We start from the raw sequence: 22,287 nt of genomic DNA, 5'->3' as shown, positions 1-22,287 counted from the left end.
TGGCGGTACGAGTTGCGCCCGGACGGCTTCCTCCACCGCCTTGTGACCCCCTTTCGTCGTTGCCCGGAGCCCCTGATTTTCGAGTACCGCTGCCAGAGCCTTGCGGCAGGAGTCATAAGCCATCGCGAAACTGCCGGTTGGGTCGGTTTCCGCGGTCAGCCGCGACGACGCGAGGTGCCGAACGGCCTCCTGCAGCATGAGGTCCGCCAACGTGCGGTCGGCTCGCACTCTCTCGATGTGACCTCGAGCGATGAGATCGTCAACTCCGGCTCGTCCCTGCTGCCAGCGCGCAATCACGATGCCCCCAAATCGAGCGGCACGAGTGGCCGGGCCTGCACCGTCTTGATAAATCCGTCGTCAGCGCGCTGCCAACGGTTCGGTGAGATCACGTTGATACTCACCTCACGACCCAGCATTTTCGTTGCCTCGAGTGCTAGGGGGTAGAACTGGCTTGGTTCTGGAATGACCAATGACAAGAAGGAGCGGCACGTCCTAGCGGCTGCCGTCAGAGTGAACGCGGGAGTCTTGGTCACCTTCAACACGAAGGATTTTCCTGACTCGTCGGTAGCGCTGTACGAGATTGAAATCATCGAGCCCGACGGCTTTCTTTTGGACCAGCTGGACCTGATTCCGGGCCTCATCATGGGAACGCTGTGCGATTGTGCCGAGGCCTGTACCTCGCCGGCAATGTCAGAAACGGACCTTCTCCAGGCTCTGGCAAAATCTGGCACACCGAAGTTTCCCATCGAGGTATTGCAACCATATAGAGGACTGACTCGCGGTCCGCACCCGATTTCGCCGAGACCGGCGCGGAAAAGTGGATGGTGACGATGGCCGTGGGATCGGGCGAAGCATTGCTGGCTGACTGGCAGACATCCACTTTCCGGCACGCCGCGCACCTGGTGAGCGCGTACATCGGTGGAGAAACCGTGCCCACGTTGCGAGCATCCGTTAGGAGTGAAAGCCATCGTGAAGACGGCTGACGGCAGTCTTGTTGCGGTCTTGAGCGATGAGATCGTCAGCTCCGGACCGTCCAGCGCCCAATCATGATGCTCGCAAATCGGGCTGTACGAGTGGCCAAGCTCACAATGCTCACACTCGCTCACAGGGGTCTCGATCGCTCGGACCTCACGCCTCGACCTGCGCGAGCGAGTGCAACAGACTGCACAGTTGGGGCGTCTTCGGGCGGCGCTGTCGAGAGCGCGTGCGCGGCATCCGCTCGGCGGAACCGCCTAGCAGACCCAGGTTAGGGGTCGAGCGAAGGCACGGCGCGCAGGGTGTGACAGTCGCCCTCGCCGTCAAGGTGCCGACTCACTGTTCAGCCACCGCGGCACCAGAGCGTGGTGGGGTCGCTTTGCGTCGCGGCCGGCGGCATTCGCTATCAGAGGATGTTCAGGGAGGTGTCCACTCGCTGCGTAACCTCACTTCCAACTCATGCGCTGCGATCGCGGTTGCACACCCCTGCCAACCCAGCTCACAGCCGGTCAGCCACTCGTTGACGTGTTTGATTTCGGCATCGGTCATAATGCTGGGACGCCGCCTGGCGTAGGCGCGGGTAACCCCGAGCTGCGCGACAGCAACGCTCGCACGGAGTGTGCTGCGGCTCAGATCTGTGCTGACCGCGAGGTGCGCGCGGAGGCGCCCTCTGAGCCCCTTCACGCCTTTCGCCTCGCCGACGTACACCGGTTCGCCGTCGCGGAACCAGATGTACACACCCGGACAGTTGGGGATATCTCGGGGCTGCAGTGAACGCGGTGGATACTTGGCTACAGCGATTGCCTGGGACCAGTGCTCACCGTGGATGCTCATGCATCATTGTTGCAGCCAAAGGGCTTGAACTGAGATGCGTGTAACCGGCACACTTGGCCAGTTGGCGATTCCTCAGTTCTTGCGCGATGGCATCCGCTAGGGCGCTCGCCAGCCCAGTTAGGGAGCACAATGGCAGACGACTTCGATCCAACCACCGCTCCGGCATACCAGGAGGGAGCCTTGAGGTGCGGCGTGCCAGCCGGGCGGGAACGAACTGGCGTGACCGTCAAGAAGGCGAGCGGATTCAAGTACGGCACCGCAACACTCGTGCTTCTCGGCTTCGTCTCAGGGGGCGCACAATTCGTCGCCGCATCGATTTTCGGCATCGTCGAATACTTCAGCTGGGACGTGCGCTCCACCGGTGGCCTGGTCGCTGTGATCGCGGGCGTCATCACGTGGATGAAGTGTCGGAGTTGGGAATCCTGGAGGAATTGGATCTGGCTCCCTATTCTCATCACCGCCACTCTGGTGCTGATCTACATGGGTTTCACCGCTCAGTCGATTGCACGACAGGAGGCGGTGATACGTCTGGCGGAGGAGGCGAGCCAGGCTGAACTCGTCCAGGCGTGCCAGGCGATGGGGCAACAGATCGGGGCCGCTGAGCTCGACTTGCAGGCGCAGAGCTTGCGGGAACGACCCTCCTGGGCTACCGCACCGAGACAACCCTCCTGGGAAACCAGATCGGAACCCTCCTGGGGATCCGCGCAGGAAATGCCCGCCTGGGCAACCTCACCTTCGAGCGGGGCCGACAACGTGGCCGTGGACGAGCTGCGCGCTGAGTACGACGCGTCATGTATCGGCGTCGAGTAGATTTTGAGCCAGCAGCAACGGTGAAAATTGAGCCACCCGTTTGACAGATACGGCATTGGTGGGTATCGCGGGCGCGGTGGCGTCGAGCGTTGGCGGTCTCTATAGTAAAAATCAATCAGTCTCGCCCAGAGTGACGGATTAATCTTGCCTCCTGACTTGGCGATGAGGGGATTTTTTGGTGTTTCTGGTGCGGCGTATAGCTGCACGCTCAGTACCCATTGCCTCGGCCGATGCATCAGCGTTGACTGCGCTGCCCGACAGCGGGTTCCAGAGTGCACCGCTCGGATTTGCCGCTCTACTGCTGGCCGGGGGCCGCGGTGGGCTGGGGAAACTTTAACTACGGCGCCACTGCCATTCCGTCAGGACTGACCGGGGTCACTGCCATTGCCGCGGGCATGTCGCACTCCGTGGCCTTGACCAGCGCGGGCACGGTGACTGCCTGGGGTAATAACGCCGATGGCCAGACTGACGTTTCCAACGATTTGGGCCCCGTGACGGCCATCGCGGCGGGCTTCTTTTATAGCCTGGCTCTAAAAAATGACGGAACCGTCGTGTCCTGGGGTGGCGGGATCGCGGTGCCGCCAGGTTAATAATGTGACAGCTATTGCGGCCGGTAGGTACCATTCCCTGGCCCTGCTGGCAGACGGCACCACCGTCAGCTGGGGCAACGACTCCTATAGAGGCGACAATTCCAGCCGGCCTGTCGGGCGTGACGGCAATCGCGGCCGGCGGCCATCAATCCCTGGCCTTGGCCAGTACGAGCACCGTGGTCGCCTGGGGCATAGATTCCTTCGGCGAGTCGCAGGTTCCCTCAACCTTGACCGGTGTGACCGCCATCGCCGCCGGCGGCTCGCATTCGATCGCCCTGATCGAGGCGGTTGCCCCCGCGTTCACCGCGGACTCGCCGGCCCTCGAAATCGTCGCCGGAGCCGCATACTCGTACCAGTTCGCGGCGGAGACGGCCGCCACCTTTGCTACGGCGGGCTCGCTGCCCGATGGACTCACTCTTACGTCCGGTGGGCTGCTCGCCGGCCTCCGACCAAAGCCGGAAGCTTCACCTTTGCGGTGACCGCCACCGGCGACCTCACCTCGCGGGCGGTGTTCACGAGCGACTGGGCCTCGGACATCATCGACGGCGCAACCGTACGATTCACGCACGCGTCGGTGCATACGATCACGGGCACGCTCGGTGGGCTGACGTCGACCGTGGCGATTCAACTCTCGGACCCGGTGGGGGTCGCGGCAGCGCTGGCGGCGTTGGAGCGGGCGGCGGCACTGGCGGCGGCCGAGCAGGCCGAAGCGGCGGCGGCTGCAGCTGCTGCTGCTGCCTCAGCTGCTTGGGCGCAGGCTGCGGGATCCGCTCCGGCATTGCCGAGTGCCGGGGCGAACATTCTGCCGGGGCTGATCGTGAGGGTCCTGTCGCTGCTGGCCGGCCTGATGCTTTGGATGCGGCAACGCGTACTCGCCTGATTGCCCGAGTTGCGCCCGCAGCATTGCAGTCTACTTTCGGCTGACCCGGCACGGCGTCGGCTTCGCTCGACGAACGGATTGGGTCGGGAGTCCGACACGAGTGGCCGTGTCGGGATCGCCGGAGGGAATCATGCCCGCCCAGTGGAGAACAATTTGGAGTGCGCTTCCCAGAACAAATATCGTGAGTATACGAAACTTGTATACCTTGGGGTTTTTAACCACGGAACGTGGCAACACGTGCAGGCGTCCGCCGATGCCGGTTCCGGCGACATCGCCCCTTGGAAAATCGTTGAGCGTGATAGCACCGGCACGAGACCGGGTCATCAAGAAAGGTATCGTGCACTCCCCCACCTTTGGAATGCTCGAATTTTCGGTCCCCGACTTTGCCAACTTTGTTGTGGCCCGCAGCACCACGCAGACCTCTAAGCACTTGAATTCGCGACGGGTGGCATCCGCCCGACTGGCTGAAAAGTTATGCCGTTTTAGGCACCCCGGCAGCGAACCACGCGCGCGCGGAGTCGATCGGAACGTCGTAGTCGTCGCCCAAATCGGCATTTGCCGCAACCAAGGTGCCGCCAACGAAAGCGATCGACCGCGCATATAGCCGAGCATCCTCCGTTTCGCCAAAAGTTTGCTTCAGCCGAGTGGACCACTCGTCGACAATGTCGGGCCGCTGCAACAGGCGCCCGGTCATAGCTCCTGCGACACAAAGCGACGCCACATCTATAATTGCTCCCGTCTGCTCGAAGTCGGCGAGCGCGGAGTGTAGCCAAGTGATCGATTCCTCTGCGTTACCGCGCCGAGCTGCAACTATTCCGCGGGCACCACACACCTGCGCCTGCCCGATTTGGGAATCTATCGCACTGTTCGCCACTTGCGCCGCGTCAAGGGTCATATCAACGTTTGGGTGATTCATTATCGCTTCCACCCTCGCCTGATGCCTCAAAGCACGGGCGAATTCAAGGTCGCGCTGGTCGGCACGGGCTGATGCTGCAGCCTGGTCAAAGTGCTCGTGCGCGAGAGTGAACTGCCCCTGCCAGTATGCGATGTGCCCCAGCAGATCGTTTCGTTCGTCGGCAATAGGCCACTCTTTCGCCAGTTCACGGCCCCGTTTCAAACGCCCCGAGCGAGAGGCGAATAAAATTTCCAGCTTTGCGCGACGATGAGCAATCGCTGGTGTTGAGTCCGTGATGGTCCCCATGATGGCAGCCGAGCGCGGTAGGTCACCAGCCAAGAGTAGGCGTCGCGCCTCGGCCACGGCCTGCGTGTCGACCAACCAATCCGGAGTTCCGATCGGCGGTAAATCTATGTTTGGCGCTTGAGAAGATTCCAAGGTAATGACTGAGCGAAGAACTTGACTGAAGTACCGAGACCTGAGGCCCAGCTCGGAGTCGAACAAACGCCCGCCACTCCCCGAGGTGTTCGCGGCGAAGATTAAGTCGACCGTGCGTGAGGGCAACGCGGCTCCGTTCTGCTCCACGTCAACGACGAATTTGACGGCCTGGTCAAGTTTTGTGCTGCTTTCGAACGTCGCCGCCCCTGCGCTTGCGAGACAGCCGTCAAGCACGGCCTCGACGGCTGCGGCCACCGCCACCGCGACCTGCGCCGGTGACCAGAGCTGAGACGAGGTGCGCCGCGCCGCTGTCACCAAATCGGTCACCGACGGCCGCAACCGTCGAGACAACCACTTGGCCGAGGTGTTCTCGATGAAATGTCGGCTCAGAAACCTGGTTACCTCGCTTGGAGCCGCTTGTGGCACCAAGCTCGCGAGAATCTGTTCGTTCAATGCGGGCACTAGGGCGGCGGCCATTAACAGGTCTTGTTCGATTGGAAACAACCCCCGGAAGACGCGCTGGTAGACCTGTGCCAGCCCGCCGCTCGCACTTTCCGCAGTGAGGCTCTCGCCATTGCTGGTGGCACTTTGCCAGAGATCGACGATCGCGTCGAGGAAGTCCGGGTGCCCGCCGCTTTGTGTAATAAGAGCGCTGAGAACAGTTGGGTCTATCGGTTGGGCCGCCGTAGCGCCGACGACGAATGCCGTGCTGTCTTTATGCGAAAGCGCACCGAGTAAGTGCTGGTTCGTCTCTCCCGATTGCGACAGCGTGAGCCCCGGCCAATTGATAGCCCCGGTCCGGGCAAGGTACGCCTCTGAACCCTTGTCGCCCCACTGAAGTCTCTCGCGGCCGGTTATCACGAAGAGAACGTTCGGCATAAGGAAGACCAGCTGGCTCAGCACATCTTCAAGGCAGCCGCGTGAAATGGAGTCGGCCTGCACGTCTTCCCAGGAGTCGAAGAAGACGACGAAGGTGGCACTTGAGTGGGGGTCCGTCGTCGTCTGGATTTGGTGCAGATCCCACGAAAGAAAATGCGGCAGGAACGTTCGAAGGTCTGACATGTTTTCTTCGATAAGCGCATCGCGTAAGTACAGGCAATTCTTTAAAATGCGCGAATGCATCAAATTCTGAGAGACTGTTGCGGCTAGTTTTTTCGTCAGCCGGAACGCAGTGCCCACCCCGCCGAAGCTGGCCACGTCGGCGACCACGCTGACAATGTCACTGGCAGCGTCTTGCATGATCGACCCGAGGTCGATCGAATCTCCGGCTTGGTTCGCGAATGTGCTCGGGGACAGGTATTCGGTTAGGGGCTGGCCGGGGTGAGTCTCCGACCAGTAAAACGAAAATGCCAGGTCGAATGCCGGCGCCTTAATGCCAGCGTGCGCGAGCGATGCCCGCAGTGCCAGCAGAATAGATTCTGCGTCTCGAGCCGATGTCGACGATAGGTCATAGCGCAGCGAGACGTTCGCCGGTAACCCCTTTGAATTCGTCCGATCGAGGGCGAGTCTCTCTAAATGTTTGGAGAGGGCTGATTTGCCAATTCCGCCATGACCATAAAAGGATAGAACATTCGTGCGTGCACCCGACAGATTGAGTTGATCTGCCCCGGCACGGATGCGATCGATCGCGTCGAAGAAGGCTTCCGCCTCACTCACGCGATTGGTGAAAACACGTCGAGCTTGAACTGGAGCCTCGCCGGCATTTAGTAAGTCCCTTATGGCCATTTGCTTACCCCCTAAATTGTGAGCGTACACAGTGTAAGCGGGGACTGCGGTCACGACGACGGGGATAAACCGGTCTGGCTTCGGCGGATCACGCGGCCGACGGCAAGTGAGACGGCTGAATGCACTCGTGCAGCCACCGCAAAATCGAAAAATTCGTCTTTCAGAGTGCGTGCATGTTCAGCACCCTGGGGTCGTTGCCAACCGAATCGAGAGCGTGGGCGACGATAATTATGGCACCATCTAGGCGATGAACAGGGTCCGCGGGAGCATATTCATGACGGATGTCGGATTGGGATTCGTGGCTGGCGCCGCGGCGAAAAGGTCCGACCGCATCCATTTAGGGAAGTGACGAATTTAACGTTGGCGCTTCTCGCGCGAGCCGGTTTACGCAGTTACTGGTTTTGGGCGGCGGTCATGCTCGTGTGAACGCATGCTACTGGCCGGACATGGTGAGGGTGGCGCGGGCGAGCTGGGTTGTCAGGAGTCGACGGGAGGCCAGATGCCGTCGCATCCGCTTTGATCGCAAGCGAACTGCCAGGCATCTCCGTCGGGCACGACCTGCATCGGCATGAGGCAGCGCGCGCAGTTGGGCGGGCCGAGCACGATTTTGCTGTCGCTGGCCAGTTCGGCCTCGGTATAGGGCGGACCGTAGTAGACAAGCGAGCACGCAAAGTTCTCGCAGCCGTAGTCGTAGGAGATGCCGTGCCAGGAGACCTGCATGGGGTCGTTACACTGCGGGCAGAGGCGTGGCTGAGCCACGTCGTTCTTTTGAAAAACCCACGACACGTTGTCGTCCATGAGGTGAGACTAGTCCTGCTGGTGGGCGCTCCGTGTGGTTTTGGCAATTTGTGGAGAGCCGAGCGGTTCCCTCTGCGGAGGCGCGGGGCACCCGATTTTAGGCGGCGCGGCTAGAGCCAGGTTTGGCCAGCGTCGGTGGAGCGCACGGTGGAGTCGCCGATCCAAAGCCAGAGCGTGTCGTCGGCGACGGAGATCGCAACTTGGCCGGCCAGGGTTGCGGGCGTTTGCGCGGTCGCGTAGCATCCGGTGACCGTGGGCTCGAGGTCTGCGGTGAGAGCGACGAGATGCACCCCGACGCAGTCGGCGGGTGTAGCGGCGCTGGTGGTGGTCGCGACGGCCAGGTAGCCGGTGGGCGTGGCGGTGAGAGTGACTATTCCGGCGACCGTGACCGGGGGCGACCAGGTGGCTGTGGCATCCGTTGTGGCGAATAATTGGCCGTCAGCGCAGAGCAGGGCTGCGGAATCAGCGTCGGCCGGGCTCGCGGCGAGGGCGACAACGGCGTCGCAGGGCGCGGGGGCCAGTCCCCCTGGGCCGTGCACCGTGGCACGGTCTGCGGGATCGACGTACCACGCTGGCTCGAGCTCGTTGGGGTAGCTCGAATAGTTCTCGCCGCTGATGAACGTCTTGACGAACTGCGGGGCGCAGTCTTCGTCGTCGAGGCCGATGAATTCGGCCACTGATTCACTCTGGGCGTTGATGCTCTGCAGGGCGGTGACTCCGGTGGGCGCGGTGGCGTTGCTGGTGGTCCAGCTGGCACCGGAGTCGACGCTAAGTTCGGGAGACGCTTCGGTGGCCGGGCAGGCTCCGGTCGTAACTCGCCAGGCCGCAGTGGCGGAGACGGCAGAGATCAGCCGGGACGACGGCACGGGGCTGACCGCGGGCGCCAGGGTGCGAGTGGGCGTGGGAGACGGCGTAGCGCTCGGGGTGGGGACAACGGATGCGATTGGAGCCGGCGTCGAAGACGCATTGACGGCCGCGTCGACCGAGGTGGAGCTGAGGGCACTCATGATGAGCACGGCGTCGATCAGAACGAACAGGCCGACGGCGGAGTAAGCGAGGACGCGACGACGATGTGAGTGCGGCATCAGGCTCCTGCCGCCACGAGGGCCGCGGTGATGGCGGTGACGGAACCGTTGATGGCCACCGCAGCGCGGGCGTACACTGCCGCGGACTGCCGGTAGGGGTCATCCACGTCGTCGAGAGTGGGCGGCGTGGGCGACGGGTGGAGTCCGCGGGTCGCGGCGACCGAGGCGATATAGGCCGGGAAATCGAGTGATGGCCGGGAGGCGGGTTGCGGCACCGGGATAACGGTCTCGACCAGCGGATTTGAGGCGTCATCCTGGCTCACCAGGCGAGCGAACTGGTTCAGGGTGAAGGTGTAACGCGTGGCCTTAGGCAACAGGGTGACGACGTCACGACGATGGTCCCGCGTGGCGGTCAGCACGAGGTCGGCATCAGCGATGAGCTGCTCGGTGAGTTGCCGAGCGACGTGTTCGGTGCTCGCGGCCCCGTACTCTACCGACAGCGCGGCAGCCTCTGGGGTCATAGCGCTACCGGTCATGGCGTGGGTCCCGGCGCTCGTGACCACGGCCTTGACTCCGGCGGCGGCGAGACTTTCCCGCAGCAGTTGCTCGGCCAGCGGCGACCGACAGATGTTGCCGGTGCAGACGACGAGGATGCGTACGGGGAGGCCTTCAGCGGGGGTCATGCTTTGGACCTCGATCGGCGGGAGTAGTTGGGAGCGACTACGTCGGGGGCCGGACCGACGTCACCGTAGGTATGGCCGTAGCCATACTGGCCATAGTGGCCGTAGCCATAGGCATCGGGTCCTTTAGTGGGCAGCATGGTCATGACGACGCCGCTGATCGGAGCGCCCACCTTGTCGAGAGCCGCGATGGCTCCCTTGAGCTGGTTCTTCTGGGTGCGGCCAGCGGCGACGATGAGAATGGCGCCGCCGACGCTCTTGGCGAGGATGGCGGCATCCGTTACCGGAAGCAGCGGCGGGCAGTCGAAGATGACGACGTCGAAGGTGGCGTTGAACTGCTCGATGATCTGCGCCATGCGCGACGACCCGAGTAGTTCGCTCGGGTTGGGTGGGATGTGCCCGGCGGGCAGCACGAACAACTGACCGCGACCCCAGGGCTGGATGACGTCTTCGATCTCGGCGCGACCGACGAGCACGTCGGTGAGTCCGACGCCGCCCTCGATGTTCATGTAGTCGGCGACGCGGGGCTTGCGCAGGTCGGCGTCGACGAGCAGAACGCGAGCGCCGGCATCCGCTAGCGAAATGGCGAGGTTGGCGCTCGTGGTGCTCTTGCCCTCACTGCCGATGGAGGAGGTGACGACGAACGCGCGGTCCACCCGCTCCACGTCGAGGTATTGCAGGTTGGTGCGCAGAGTGCGGAACGACTCCGCGCGTGGGCTGCGCGGGTCGGCGTGCACGATGAGCGGGCGCTCGGTGGCTTTCGGGTCGAACACGATGCCGCCGATGATGGGCAGGTCAGTGGTCTGCTCCACGTCGCGTTGGCTGCGAATGCGGGTGTCGAGCGTCTCGCGCAGCACCGCGATGCCTATGCCGAGGGCCAGGCCCACGATGGCGCCGAGCGCGATGTTGAGGGGAACGTTCGGGGCGACCGGCGCGGACGGCACGCTCGCTACCTGCACCCGGGTGAGTTTCACCGAAGGTGCCCCGGTGACTTTGTCGCGCTGCTCGATCTCTTGCACGCCGACGGCGAGGCTCTCGGAGACCGCGTTAGCGATGTCAGCGGCGCGGCGCGGGTCGGCGTCGGTGACGGCAATGTCGATGATCGAGGTGTCGAGCGGCGCCGACACGGTGATGTTCTCGGCTAGTTCGGCTGACGTCTGGTCGAGTCTGAGCGTCTCGATGACCGGCAGCAGCACCAGCGGCGTGACGGCGATACCGGAGTAGGTCTTGACCCGAGCCACCGTGAAGCTCGCGCCCTGCACGAGGTCGCTCGTGGTGCCGCTCGACTGCGTCGACACAAACACCCTGGAGGTAGAACTGAAGGTGGGCGTTTGCAGGATCGAGAAAACGGATGCGGCCGCGACGGCCACGAGGGTCAGCGCCACGATGAGCATCCAACTCTTCTGAAGGATACGGATGTAGTCGCGGAGTTCCACGCTGCTACCTTTCGTTGCGATACAAAGCTGCCAACAGGTAGCTTGACACAGATCGGGCCGCTTGGTTGCTCAAGCGGCCCATGACCAGAGAGTGGACAGTCGAATCAGGCGATGGCCGAGCGGCGGCGCACGGTGACGCGCAGGGCGATGACGAGGCCCAGGCCCAGCACTAGGGCGCCGACGGCACTGTAGATGAGGGCGGAGGGAACGTCGAATCCGGCGGTGGCGAGGCCGGCTCCGTCGGCGGCAACGACAGTGATCGTGGACGTACCGATATTCTGCGAGCTGAGACCGATTGCGGTGATCGTGTAAGAGCCGGTCGCGTCGTTCGGCAGGGTGACCTTGAGGTCGAGGGCGCCAGCGCCCGTGGCCGTCTTCTCCGTGTTGATGGTGGCGGCCCTCAGCGTAGCCACGGTGACCGAGCCTTCACCGGAGACGGCGATGGAGACCTTTTCACTGTCGGTGAAGGCGCCGTCATTGAACGCCACGGTGACCGTGCTACCTGCGGTCTGGCTGCCGGAGACGGTGACGAGGTCGGCAGCGACGTAACCGGCGGCGTGCGCGGCAACCGGCCCCGCCAGAACGGCGATTGCAGCGAGCGCGAGCGTGGCCAGAAGTTTTCTCATCAAGGTGAATCCCCCATAGTGCATTGGTATCTCTGATCGCCTGAAATCGCGGCGTTCTGCGATCGCTGTGGTCGCCCATGGCGACCCTAACAAGTGAAGTCTAGTGATGCGGTGTCGTTCAGCGCGATCAACGGTGTGCTGCGCAGCTCGAGCTGGCCGGTAAAGGGCTCGGGGCCCAGCCAGTTGAAGCGCAGCACGGTGCTCTCGCCGGGTGCCAGTTCGATGCCGATTGAACTCACCGGGTACCCGGCATCAGCAGCGGGATGGTACGGCACTTCGACGCCGTCACGGGTGAGTCCGAGGTTTTGCACTTCGGGGGTGCCGTAGCCGGCGACCAGGGTCTTGATGTTGCCGGGGATTATACCGAAGACGCCGCCACCGGTGACGTAGGCCGGGAGGCTGGTCGCGGCATCCGCTGGGGCAGTGTTGGTGAGGGTCACTTCGAGCGCGTACTGCGGGCGCAGGTCCTGGCGGCAGGTCTGCTGGCCGATGGCCGTCTGCACGTCGAGGTAGAGGTCCATTTTGGAGCCGGTTCCGTCGTTCAGGTAGAGCCCGAACCGATTGGTTTCGTCGTCGCTGACCGGCCTCGGGCCGGCCAGGGTGGTGTCGCCGAGAATGGCTTGCTCGGCATCATCGGCATTCCAGACCAGCACCCGGTTCTCGGCGGCGGCGCGGGCGAGCGCCCCGATGAGCTTGGTCGGGTCGGCCTTGCCGCTTTTGACGGTGTCAAACACGGCGCCGGCGGCGGCCGCGAAAAAGATGTCTTGCTGCTTCGGGTCGTCATACCGCGCGTACACGTCGCTCAGCAGCAGCTGCACGGCGTTGCCGGCATTGAGCTCGTCGCCGGTGGCGAGGGTGATCGGGCCCGTGGCGTCGAGCAGATAGCTGAGCGCGACCGGGTCGATCGACAGCACACCATTGGCTTCCACGCCGAATTCAAGGCGCCACATTTCGCGGGCGAGCGCACCGGTTTGCGCAAAGTCGGGGGTCATTGAGACGTTCTGAATGAACTGCCCGGTGATGTCGCCGTAAATACCGCGGATCTCGTCGCCGAGGGGCAGCACCGAGGCGGGGTATTGCGGGAAAGAGGTGGAGCTGGCCTGCTGGGTGAGTTCGATGCTGCCGTTATCGGTGTGGAGCAGCGCGAGCGCGCCGGGGATGCCGCCGGTGGAACGCAGTTCCGCCGGGTTTTGGAACAGCAGAATGTAGTTGCGCGGCCCCGTGGCCCCGAGCATCGCCGGCAGCAGGGTCACTGCCCGGTTCATGCCGTCGACCGTGGCCGAGGTTTCAACGGTGACGGTCTGCAGCCGGGTGACGGCGCCGCGCACGACGTCGAGCACGTCGTCGGTCTCAATGGCGTTCACGTTCGTAGCCGCGCGGGCCAGGGCCGTATCGGCAGCCGTCACTGCTGGCTGCGCATCGAGCAGCGGTTGCAGGGCAATTGCACCGTCGACGGGCTTGACATCGGTCAGATCGAGATTGCCGGCCAGCGCAGTGAGGGGGGTGACGGCGTTCTGGGCGACGTCGTCGACGACCGCAGCCAGTTGGCGCACGGCCACGAGGTTGGAGCCGAGAAAGGGCAACAGCTCGTAGGTGCGCCAGACCGGGTCGCTTGTGCGTGACCGGGCGGTGTCGGCGTACTCGCCCAGCCGCGCAGCGGTCCGGGCAGCGGCCTCACCGTCACCGGCGACAATTTGGTCTTTGATGCTCTCGGCCAACGGAACCGCAGCCTCGAGAGCGTCCTTGGCCTGCAGCCCTCGAATGCCGACCCAGGCGGTGGCCGCCACCACGATGACGAGCAGTCCAAGCACGACGAACCCTACGATGATTCGTGTTCGCGAGCGTTTCGGGGGCGCGGCGTGGGCCGAGTGCGAAGAGGACATTGCCTTATTCAAGCAGAGCTTGGAGGCCGGTTACTTGACGCGCGCGCCGCGCGCGCGCGCCGGTGCGGAATCCACTGGGAGAATCGGCTCGGCCGACTCAGCATTCGTGTCGCCGTAGGAATAGCCGTACCCGTAGTGACCGTAACCGTAGGCGTCTGGCCCGCTGGTGGGAAGCATGGTGAGCACGAGGCCCGAGATGGGGGCGCCGATGTTGTTGAGGGCGGCAATAGCCCCCGTGAGCTGGTTCTTGTGCGTGCGCCCGGCAGCAACGACAACGAGTGCGCCACCAACGTTTTTGGCGAGGATGGCGGCATCCGTCACCGGCAGCAGCGGCGGTGCATCGAAAATGACCACGTCGAAGGCCCGGTTGAACTCGGTGATGAGTTGCGTCATGCGCGTGGAGCCGAGCAGCTCGCTCGGGTTGGGCGGCACGTGGCCAGCCGGAAGCACGAACAGCTGAGCCTTGCCCCAAGGCTGGATAACGTCGGCCAGGTCGGCGCGGCCGATGAGCACGTCGGTGAGACCTACGGCCCCCTCCACATCCATGTAGTCGGCGACCTTGGGGCGGCGCAGGTCGGCGTCAACGAGCAGAACGCGCGATCCGGCATCGGCGAGAGCAATGGCGAGGTTGGCACCGGTCGTGCTCTTGCCCTCACTCTCGATTGACGAGGTGATGACAAAGGACCGGTCGACCCGGCCCACGTCGAGAAACTGCAGGTTGGTGCGCAGCGTACGAAACGATTCGGCGCGGGGGCTACGCGGATCGACGTGCACGATGAGCGGGCGGTCTTTAGCCTTGGGGTCGAAGACGATGCCGCCGAGAATGGGAAGGTCGGTGAGCTGTTCGACGTCGCGGGTATTGCGAATGCGGGTCTCGAGGGTTTCGCGCAGCACCGCAATGCCGATGCCGAGGGCTAGACCGACGAGCGCCCCGAGGGCGATGTTAAGCGGCACGTTGGGGCTGACCGGAGCGGTCGGAACTGTCGCTTGCTGCGTGAGCGTGAGTTTGACTGGCGAAGTCGCGTCGGTGAAGTCGGGAGTCTCAATATCTTCGACGACGAGGGTGAGGCTGCCCGAGATGGCATTGGCCGTGTCAGCGGCTCTACCCGGGTCGGTGTCGGTAACGGTGACATCGATGATCGAGGTTTCGAGCTGCGCAGCGGCAGCGACCTTCTTGGCCAACTCCTGGGTCGTAATTCCGAGGTCGAGGCTGGCAATGACGGGCAGCAACACGATCGGTGTGGTCACGAGCTCAGAATAGGTCTTCACTCGCGCCACCGAGAAGTTATTGCCCTGGGCGAGGTCGGCGGTGGACCCGCTCGACTGCGTCAAGATGACCACCTTGGAGGTGGCGCTGTACTCCGGAGTCTGCAGAATTGAATAAGTGGATGCCGCACCCACAGCCACCAGCGTGCACAGCACGATGAGCACCCAACTCTTGCGCAGAATGCGAATGTAATCGCGAAGTTCCATGCGGCGCCGATCCCCTCGTAATCAGGGATGACAGCCCCTGATACGGTACGTACTTCACTGCACGAACGCGGGGTTCCCCTCATCTGAGGGTACCGAACTTTGACCGTCGCGCCGACCGGCGCCTGGACCGGTAGTTTGTAGGTGATGGGGAGCGTGATTCTATGGGGGCATTAGTTCAGCCGGTAACCCGGAAATCGAACCTGCTGATGCCCGCTGGCATCGGGATCGTGGTGGCCATGGTGCTGCTGGTGTCGGTTGGCGCCACGGTTTTCGACGACCCGAACGTGGCTCTCCTTTTGGGCTACCTCTGCGTCTGGGTTCCGCTGCTTGTGGCGATCGGAGTGACCGGGTTCGCCGTTTCGAGGCGTTCGCGCCTCGCAAGTTCGGCTGGCGTCTCTATCGTGCGCCTGCTGCGACTCGCGATTCGGCCGATCGACCTGGTCTGGGGACTCGCGGTGGGCCTCCTGGCCCGCACGGTCGCGAGCCTGATCGAGATCGGGGTGTACGGCACCATGGGAACAACGGGGGCCGCCTTTGGTGAGACCGTTTACGACCTCTGGTGGGTGTTCGGTGCGCTACTGGCCCCGGTGCTGATTGCCCCCGTCGTAGAAGAGCTCTTCTTTCGCGGCCTCGTTCTTCGCGCAGTTTACGAACAGGTGGCGGCTGCTCGCGAACGAAAAACCGGCAATATTGTCGACACGCCGAGTTCGACGTCACTTGTGCCCGGCGTTTCGCAAATCAACCGGTCTGACCCACCGGATACTCGCCGGCAGAACGCAGGCTGCACGGCCGGGCCGATCGCGATTAGCGTGAGTGGCCTGACGTTTGCGCTCATGCACCTGGTGACCATCGATGTCGGCAGCACCGACGCCATCGTGGTGGTCGGAATGTCGACCCTGATTTTCGGGATGGCTGCGGCATCCGTTTCGCTGGCGACCGGGCGGATCGGTGGCGCGATCATCGCGCACGTCACTTTCAACAGTCTTGTAATCGTGCCAGCACTGGTGATTATTTGACGATCTGCGTGCCAGCAGGCCGTAGCACTGTCAAACCGATCTGACTGTCCCCAGAATTGGGGCTCGGTTCTAACTGACTCCGCGAAGTACTTTGCGTCGGAGTTCACTAGGATCGTCAGCGCATGGCAATTATCGCTCCCGTTTTGGGAACGAAACCCGTGGTTGTATGCGACTCGGCCTGCCGTTCGCGTTCGCCGATGAACCAGCGCGAGGCACAATAATGGGCAAGTTCACGTACGACTCGAGTATCACCGTCGATTTCGACGATCGAGTACTCGCGCATATTCAACTCGTGATCGGCGCCAAACTGCGCCGCGGCGAATCGTTCTATTTCTCCTGGCGCGACGACCCCTTCGTTGGGGGAGGCCGCAGCACCGTCTGGGTGCACCCCGGCATTTCTCTGGTCTATAAGTACTTCGGCAGCAAATCGCCGGTACTTAACCGCGACTGGGTCGAGGCACTGTCGCTCTCGGCCAATTCCGCGACTGGTCTGCAGATCGTGACGGAACCGGCGCAGCGCACCCTCTGACGCGGCGGTTGGCCCAACGTCTGCCCGGCCCGGTCAACTTCCCTGGCCGGGCTTTTTTGTGCCCGCACAGCGTCGCCGCGGGGTTGCGAGGCGGCAGTCGCTTCAGGCATGCAAAACGCCCCGACTCCGCAGGGAGTCGAGGCGTTTTGCTAAGCAGCCAGGTGCTGCCAGGCGAAGCTAATTACGCGGCAGCGTGCTGGCGACGAACCGAGATGCGTACGGCGACGAGAGCGGCACCGAGGATCAGGAGGCCAGCGGCACCCCAGATGACGAGAACCGGAGCGTCGAAGCCAGTGGACGCAAGGCCCTTGGCAGCAGTGCCGGCATCGGCGGCGGTCACGGTCAGTACAGCGGTTCCCACGTTGCCGGAGGAAACTCCCTTGGCGGTCACCGTGTAAACGCCCGTGGCGTTCTTCGGCACGGTGATTACAGCGGAGGCGGCGCCTGTGGTGGACGCGGTCTTGGTGACCGTGTTGGAGAGGGCAGCCTTGACGACGCTCAGGGTCGCCGCGGGGGTTCCTTCAGCCGTGAAGCTGACCTCTTCTCCATTGTTAAACGCCGTGGCCGCGAAGGACACCGTGGTGGCCGAGCCGGGAGCCGGTGTGGAGTCGGTGACAGTGGTGAGGCTGGCGGCCACGTAGTCCGCAGCGTTTGCTGCGGGAACGAAGGCGAAGACGGCGATGACGGCGAGTGCCGCAGTAGCGAGGCTTTTCTTGAACATAAGTGAGGGTCCCCCCGGGTAGTCGAACGGCTGATACGTCGAAATTGACGCGTCCCGGCATATCGTCGTGAAATACCTAGGCGACTTTCAGATTAGTGGGCTGGTTGGTGCAACACACAATCCACTTCGCTCCTATTTCGCCAAATCGGTGTAGAAACGCGGATAAGTCCCTGAAGTGGGGGTATGCGAAGCGGGTTCAGACGTCGCGTGCCGTTCCGTCAGGCCCGAACGCGTCAAGGTAAGCGCGACGGCGCGATCGTGAGAACGAGCGCTCCGCAGGCCTTATTCGGGTGCTGGCCGGCTGCGATTGTTCAGCACGCCGTGACTCTCCTCGAGGTAGCACGTGCCGCAGAGTGACTCGTAGGTGACTTCTTCGCCGTCGATGGCCACCTGATCGCCGTCGAACACGAAGACGTCGTCGATCTTGCGCCCGTTGAACACGGCCTTACGCCCGCAACGGCAGATGGTCTTGAGCTCTTCGAGGCTATGGGAAACTTCGAGCAGGCGGCGGCTGCCGGGAAAAGCGACGGTCTGAAAGTCCGTGCGGATGCCGTAGGCCAGCACGGGCACGTTCTCCAGAATTGCGATGCGCAGCAGGTCATCGACCTGGGTTTCGGTGAGAAACTGAGCCTCATCGAGCAACAGGGCGCTCACGTCCCTGCCCGACCTTTTCAGAACCTGCGCGCGGTGCTGCGCGAACACGGCGTAGGCATCCGTCTCGGGGGTGAGCAGAAAATCGACGGTTCGGGCGACGCCGAGGCGGGAGAGGATGCCGCGGTCGCCCTTGGTGTCGACGCTCGGCTTGGCCAGCAGCACATGGTGGCCGCGTTCCTCATAGTTGTAAGCCGCTTGAAGCATGGACGTGCTTTTGCCGCTGTTCATGGCGCCGTATCGAAAGTACAGTTTCGCCATTATTTGATGCCTTTGGTCGTGGTGCGTTCAGCGTTAAATTCTAGCGTGAGCAACGGATGCCGGCTGGTCACCCGCACCCGAGTGAAAACGGCGCGCAGCACGCTGAGGTACGGGCGCAAGGCGCGGCGTCGCTGGTGTGGCGGTAGAGAGATTACGACCTGGATGGTGATGGTATCGACAGCGCGATCATCGCGTCGGGGTCGTGTCTGGGAATGCAGCTGCGCCCAAGCACGCGCCTGGGTGTGGGCCTGGGCGGCCGCCTGCTCCTGGGCTGCAGTGACGATGGCGATGGTCGTGGTGTCGGTGGCCGGCGTAGGAAGTGCTCCGCGCAACCCGAAGGCCTGGGTGACCAAGGCGGTATCGGTCGGAGCGGCGCCGGATCCGTCGATCTGCACGATCAGGCTGGTCGGGTCGAATCCCTTGAGGGTGCACAGGGCCACGATCATGGCCCCGGCGGCGGCGCGCTGGTCGGAGTCGAAAGCGGTCGCGCGGCGGTCGGGGTCGGCGATGACGCAGAGCGGGTTGAGGCCGCGCTCGGTGAGGCCGCTGCGTTCGCGGCCGATGAGGTCGTCGAGCCAGGTGTGGTCGACCTCGGCCACGAGCACCCGCCGCACCTGGAAAGCGAGGGAGCGTGCGCGTTTGATGTCGGCGGCGGTGAGTTCCTGCCGAGCGAGAACGTCGGCTAGGAAGGGGAGTACATCGGCGCCGAGATTGGTCAGCCGATGGTCCACCACCTCGTGCGCTAAGGGGCCGCGACTCTCTTCCGTGCGCGCGCGGATGGCGCGGCGGGCATCCGTCTGCCAGCGGTGAATAGAGTTGACGACCTGTCGAGAGTACGCGGCGGAGGCCAGCCCGGGCGCGAGCACCTGGGTCATGGCGATGATGGCGAACAAAACGGGCGGCGTCTGGATGCCGAGGAACGGTGACTGGACCAGGGCCGTGATGCCCACTACTGCGGCGGAGCAGACGCCGAGCACGAGGATCTCTTTCCACGGCCGGAACGGCGCGAGGGCCAAAAGCAGCAGGCCGAGTCCGATCGGGGCGAAGTCGTCCTGAATCATTCCGTTGAACTGCCAGGTGCTCACTGCGGCGAGCAGGTGCGCCGCAAGCCCCAGGGCCACGATCACGATGGCGCGGATGCGGGTGAACGGGGCCAGATCGGGGCGGGCGGCCCAGGCGAGCACGGCGGCCGCGATGATGAGTACGGCAACGGATGCCACCGCGAGCTCTTCGAGCGCAATCTCATGCACTCGGGAGATCGTCGCGACGACGGCGTAGGTGACGACGATGGCGGAGATAACCGGAGCGAGCGGCCAGACGGCGAGGCCTCCGATCGGGTCGAGCCGCTGCTGCGACGCGGATGCCGGCGCGCGCGGCCGACGCGGAGTGGGAGTTGCGCGGGTCATGCGGTGAGCCGTTTGATGCGGTCCTGGGGGTGTATCTGTGCCGCCGGTACCGTCAGGCGCACGTTCGTGCCGGCGCCCGGACGGCTCCAGATCAGCACGGATCCGCCAAGTTGTTCAATGCGTCGCCGCACGGACTGGCGGAGACCCAGGCGGTCGGACGCGGATTCCGACTCCGTGAAGCCGCGGCCCGCATCCGTTATGAGCAGTGAAATAGTGCTCAGGTCGGATTCGACGGCGACCTCGGCGGAGGCGACTCCGGCGTGCAGGATGACGTTGACGAGGCACTGCTGCACGGCGAGGCCGACGTCGCGGTCGCTGTCGGCGTCGAGACGGGCGAGGGCGTCGCGGTCGCCGGTGACCTCGACGACGAGTCCGCGGTCACGGCAGCGTTCGATGGCGGTGTACACGGCACTGGAGAGCCAGACATCGCTGTCCAACTTCTCGGTGTTGGTTGGTTGCGCAGCCGTGTTGGTGCGGGCATCGATGTCGGTGAGCCAGTTGGTGTCGTGCAGGGTGGTCAGGGTGTAGTTGAGGCTCGCGGTGAGGCCCGGCGAGAGCGGCCCGGGCTCGGCGAGCGACAGCGCCACGAGCTGAGCCACCGTCGTGTCGTTGAGCAGGGCGATGGCACGGGTATCGAGGGCGTCACGCAACTGCCGGTTGGCGCCGTCTTGCACTGCGCGGTGGATCGCGGGCTGGGCGGCGTTGCTCGCGCGACGGTCGATTCCGGCGAGCACCATTGCACCGACGAGCACAAGGTAGGTGCACAGGGTGAACAGGTCGGGCCGGTACGGCACGGTGGTGGTCAGGATAGCGAGGAAGGCGGCGGCCTCGGCGAGGATGAAGGCGGCAGTGCTCCAGAGCACGCCGCCGACGGCGGTTATTCCGGCGCCGCCGACCATGATGAGCGCCATCTTGGGCATAGCAACGAGAAACATATTCGACGCGGGAAATACGTTCGGAACGCTGAGCACTGTCGTCGTGAAGATGTAGACGCCGAGGGTTCCCACGACAAGATAGGCGATCGCGAATGCAATGCGGCGATGCCGGGTGAAGAGCACGAGCAGGGCGCCCATAGCAACGACGACCGCGACTGTCACCCAGAGTTCGGGACTGTTCAGGCTAAGGATCGCAACCGACACGGCTGCCGCCATGAGACAGGTCAGCGCAAACCAGTGCGCGGCCCGCGCGAGGGCGCGCGTGAGCGTCAGCTGGACCAAGTGGCCCGGTAACCCTAAAGACATATTTCCCCCGGGTCAAGTATGCCACCGGGGGTGGGTGGGCATGGTTGGCGGCATCCGCTCGCCGGGCCCACCTTATGGCCCCGGGCCCAGTTTCTAAACGGGGCCCATGGACGGGGCCCGTCCATAACAAACGTCAGAACAGCGTCGGCGCCAGATCGGGCGGGAGCTCGGCGGCGATCAGCGACCGGGAGCCCTGCGCGCTCTCGGCCCACCTTATGGCCATGGGCCCAGTTTCTAAACTGGGCCGATGGACGGGGGCCGGGCCCCGTCCGCTTGACGCGGACGGCACAGGGGACGGGGCCGGTAGGCGAGAGGGGGACGCGGGCATCCGCTCGGGAGAGGCCGGAAGGGCGCTCGACCGCAGGCCCCCGGTGGCCGGGTCGACGATTCCACGCTCCAAGCCGTGCGCGCGAATGAGGGGTTTGATGCGGGCCGCGAGCCAGGTGCGGTACTCCTTGGGCGCGTATTGGCCGCCCGCGTAGAGCTCAAGGTAGCGACCGACCAGCTCCGGATGCTCGCGCGCGAGCCACAGCAGGTACCAGTCCTTGACGGCGGGCTTGAGATTGAGTCCCGAGTAGAGCACGCTCGTGGCGCCGGCAGCCTTAGCCCGCCGCAGGGCCTCGTCGAGGTGAGCGCGGGTGTCGGTGAGAAAGGGCAAAATCGGCATAAGAAAGACGCCGCAGTCGAGACCGCGTTCGCGCACCGCCGTGACCGTGGCGAGGCGCGCCGTGGTGGTGGGGGTTCCGGGCTCGACCGACTGCTGCAACTCGTCATCGTAAATTGCGATCGACATGGCCAGGTCCACCGGAACGTGTTCGCTGGCCTCCACGAGCAGGTCGAGGTCGCGGCGCAGCAGCGTGCCCTTGGTGAGAATGGAGATGGGCGTCTTGCTGTCGGCGAGGGCCGCAATAATGCCGGGCATGAGGCGGTAGCGCCCCTCCGCGCGTTGGTAGGGGTCGGTGTTGGTGCCAAGGGCCACGGGATGCCGGCCCCACGTCGGCTTGGCGAGTTCTTTTCTCAAGATCTCAGCCACGTTGACCTTCACGATGATCTCGCTGTCAAAATCTTTGCCGGCATCGAGGTCAAGGTACTGGTGCGTGGTGCGCGCAAAGCAATAGGTGCAGGCGTGCGAACAGCCGCGGTAAGGGTTGATCGTGTAGCCAAACGGCATCGCGCTCTGGCCGGGAACGTGATTGAGCGCCGATTTGCAGAGGATCTCGTGGAACGTGATTCCCGCGAACTCGGGCGTCTGCACACTGCGCACCAGGTTGTTCAGGCGGGCAAGTCCCGGCAGTGCGCCGACCTGTTCAGTTTGTAATTCTTGTGAGCTCCACCGCATGCATCTAGTCGAACACAGGTACTAGTCAAATGCAAGCACTGCGCAATAAACCCGG

22 protein-coding genes and 1 pseudogene are annotated in these 22,287 nt (G+C 63.8%); 9 read left to right on the top strand and 14 right to left on the bottom strand.

Annotated features, from left to right (window positions below):
* Nucleotides 1–462 precede the first annotated feature (462 nt).
* Both E3T51_RS16890 and E3T51_RS16815 read left to right on the top strand, forming a co-directional pair.
* Complete coding sequence (locus E3T51_RS16890) at nt 463–828, top strand: VapC50 family PIN domain-containing toxin (protein WP_174844597.1); 366 nt, start codon at nt 463–465, stop codon at nt 826–828.
* On the top strand, nt 822–983 hold the full coding sequence (locus E3T51_RS16815) for a hypothetical protein (protein WP_166806475.1): 162 nt from the start codon (nt 822–824) through the stop codon (nt 981–983). The genes E3T51_RS16890 and E3T51_RS16815 overlap by 7 nt, the downstream gene beginning before the upstream one ends.
* Before the next feature lie 409 nt (nt 984–1,392).
* On the opposite strand, the gene E3T51_RS13340 is transcribed toward E3T51_RS16815, so the two are convergent.
* Nucleotides 1,393–1,713, bottom strand: a complete 321-nt coding sequence (locus tag E3T51_RS13340; protein WP_134530246.1) for a GIY-YIG nuclease family protein — start codon at nt 1,711–1,713, stop codon at nt 1,393–1,395.
* A 225-nt stretch (nt 1,714–1,938) separates the two neighbouring features.
* Here E3T51_RS13340 and E3T51_RS13335 point away from each other — a divergent pair, with 225 nt between their 5' ends.
* The 5 genes and pseudogenes from E3T51_RS13335 (at nt 1,939) to E3T51_RS17200 (ending at nt 4,089) form a co-directional block, all read left to right on the top strand.
* Complete coding sequence (locus E3T51_RS13335; protein WP_134530245.1) at nt 1,939–2,619, top strand: hypothetical protein; 681 nt, start codon at nt 1,939–1,941, stop codon at nt 2,617–2,619.
* 272 nt (nt 2,620–2,891) lie between these two features.
* Entirely contained in the window at nt 2,892–3,209 is a 318-nt protein-coding gene (locus E3T51_RS16960) for an RCC1 domain-containing protein (RefSeq protein WP_198417871.1), read from the top strand.
* A pseudogene (locus E3T51_RS17545) lies at nt 3,157–3,285 on the top strand (hypothetical protein); the annotation flags it as partial. The gene E3T51_RS16960 and the pseudogene E3T51_RS17545, both read left to right, overlap by 53 nt.
* 43 nt (nt 3,286–3,328) lie before the next feature.
* Nucleotides 3,329–3,688 carry a hypothetical protein gene (locus E3T51_RS17205; protein ID WP_241989326.1) on the top strand — a complete coding sequence of 120 codons (360 nt, stop codon included), beginning with the start codon at nt 3,329–3,331 and terminating at the stop codon, nt 3,686–3,688.
* Nucleotides 3,685–4,089, top strand: coding sequence for a hypothetical protein (locus tag E3T51_RS17200; protein ID WP_241989325.1), 405 nt, complete (start codon nt 3,685–3,687; stop codon nt 4,087–4,089). The genes E3T51_RS17205 and E3T51_RS17200 overlap by 4 nt, the downstream gene beginning before the upstream one ends.
* Before the next feature lie 472 nt (nt 4,090–4,561).
* On the opposite strand, the gene E3T51_RS13320 is transcribed toward E3T51_RS17200, so the two are convergent.
* From E3T51_RS13320 to E3T51_RS13285, 8 genes are all read right to left on the bottom strand, one after another.
* Nucleotides 4,562–7,147: a hypothetical protein gene (locus E3T51_RS13320; protein WP_134530243.1), complete on the bottom strand. Its 2,586-nt coding sequence runs from the start codon at nt 7,145–7,147 to the stop codon at nt 4,562–4,564.
* Between the two features lie 477 nt (nt 7,148–7,624).
* Nucleotides 7,625–7,945: a hypothetical protein gene (locus tag E3T51_RS13315; protein WP_134530242.1), complete on the bottom strand. Its 321-nt coding sequence runs from the start codon at nt 7,943–7,945 to the stop codon at nt 7,625–7,627.
* 110 nt (nt 7,946–8,055) lie between these two features.
* Nucleotides 8,056–9,030 carry a hypothetical protein gene (locus E3T51_RS13310; protein WP_134530241.1) on the bottom strand — a complete coding sequence of 325 codons (975 nt, stop codon included), beginning with the start codon at nt 9,028–9,030 and terminating at the stop codon, nt 8,056–8,058.
* A complete protein-coding gene (locus tag E3T51_RS13305; RefSeq protein ID WP_134530240.1) occupies nt 9,030–9,653 on the bottom strand; it encodes an arsenate reductase/protein-tyrosine-phosphatase family protein in 624 nt (207 codons plus the stop codon). Before E3T51_RS13305 ends, E3T51_RS13310 begins: the two co-directional genes overlap by 1 nt.
* Entirely contained in the window at nt 9,650–11,086 is a 1,437-nt protein-coding gene (locus E3T51_RS13300) for a tyrosine-protein kinase domain-containing protein (protein ID WP_134530239.1), read from the bottom strand. The genes E3T51_RS13305 and E3T51_RS13300 overlap by 4 nt, the downstream gene beginning before the upstream one ends.
* A gap of 104 nt (nt 11,087–11,190) precedes the next feature.
* Nucleotides 11,191–11,712, bottom strand: a complete 522-nt coding sequence (locus E3T51_RS13295) for a hypothetical protein (protein ID WP_134530238.1) — start codon at nt 11,710–11,712, stop codon at nt 11,191–11,193.
* Nucleotides 11,713–11,798: 86 nt separating this feature from the next.
* Nucleotides 11,799–13,595, bottom strand: a complete 1,797-nt coding sequence (locus tag E3T51_RS13290; RefSeq protein ID WP_134530237.1) for a DUF4012 domain-containing protein — start codon at nt 13,593–13,595, stop codon at nt 11,799–11,801.
* 30 nt (nt 13,596–13,625) lie between these two features.
* The gene (locus E3T51_RS13285; protein WP_104192589.1) at nt 13,626–15,068 is read right to left on the bottom strand and encodes a tyrosine-protein kinase domain-containing protein; all 1,443 of its coding nucleotides are present in this window, start codon (nt 15,066–15,068) and stop codon (nt 13,626–13,628) included.
* Between the two features lie 206 nt (nt 15,069–15,274).
* Between E3T51_RS13285 and E3T51_RS13280 the strand changes: the two genes are divergently transcribed.
* Nucleotides 15,275–16,084: a CPBP family glutamic-type intramembrane protease gene (locus tag E3T51_RS13280; protein ID WP_206751179.1), complete on the top strand. Its 810-nt coding sequence runs from the start codon at nt 15,275–15,277 to the stop codon at nt 16,082–16,084.
* Nucleotides 16,085–16,304: 220 nt separating this feature from the next.
* A complete protein-coding gene (locus E3T51_RS13275; RefSeq protein ID WP_104192632.1) occupies nt 16,305–16,613 on the top strand; it encodes a DUF7882 family protein in 309 nt (102 codons plus the stop codon).
* A gap of 181 nt (nt 16,614–16,794) precedes the next feature.
* Here the strand turns inward: E3T51_RS13275 and E3T51_RS13270 are convergent, their stop codons facing one another.
* The 5 genes from E3T51_RS13270 to E3T51_RS13250 all read right to left on the bottom strand — a co-directional run bounded on the left by E3T51_RS13270 (nt 16,795) and on the right by E3T51_RS13250 (nt 22,232).
* Nucleotides 16,795–17,334, bottom strand: coding sequence for a sortase (locus E3T51_RS13270; protein ID WP_134530235.1), 540 nt, complete (start codon nt 17,332–17,334; stop codon nt 16,795–16,797).
* 282 nt (nt 17,335–17,616) lie between these two features.
* Nucleotides 17,617–18,246, bottom strand: coding sequence for a thymidine kinase (locus tag E3T51_RS13265; RefSeq protein ID WP_134530234.1), 630 nt, complete (start codon nt 18,244–18,246; stop codon nt 17,617–17,619).
* Nucleotides 18,246–19,652 carry a hypothetical protein gene (locus tag E3T51_RS13260; RefSeq protein ID WP_134530233.1) on the bottom strand — a complete coding sequence of 469 codons (1,407 nt, stop codon included), beginning with the start codon at nt 19,650–19,652 and terminating at the stop codon, nt 18,246–18,248. Before E3T51_RS13260 ends, E3T51_RS13265 begins: the two co-directional genes overlap by 1 nt.
* The gene (locus E3T51_RS13255) at nt 19,649–20,869 is read right to left on the bottom strand and encodes a sensor histidine kinase (RefSeq protein ID WP_134530232.1); all 1,221 of its coding nucleotides are present in this window, start codon (nt 20,867–20,869) and stop codon (nt 19,649–19,651) included. The genes E3T51_RS13260 and E3T51_RS13255 overlap by 4 nt, the downstream gene beginning before the upstream one ends.
* Before the next feature lie 157 nt (nt 20,870–21,026).
* Entirely contained in the window at nt 21,027–22,232 is a 1,206-nt protein-coding gene (locus E3T51_RS13250) for an Rv2578c family radical SAM protein (protein WP_134530231.1), read from the bottom strand.
* Nucleotides 22,233–22,287 lie beyond the last annotated feature (55 nt).

The organism is Cryobacterium serini, assembly GCF_004404025.1.
Taxonomy (GTDB): Bacteria; Actinomycetota; Actinomycetes; order Actinomycetales; family Microbacteriaceae; genus Cryobacterium; species Cryobacterium serini.
The sequence above is the reverse complement of the archived record's forward strand: the minus strand, read 5'-3'. Positions and strand labels throughout refer to the sequence as shown.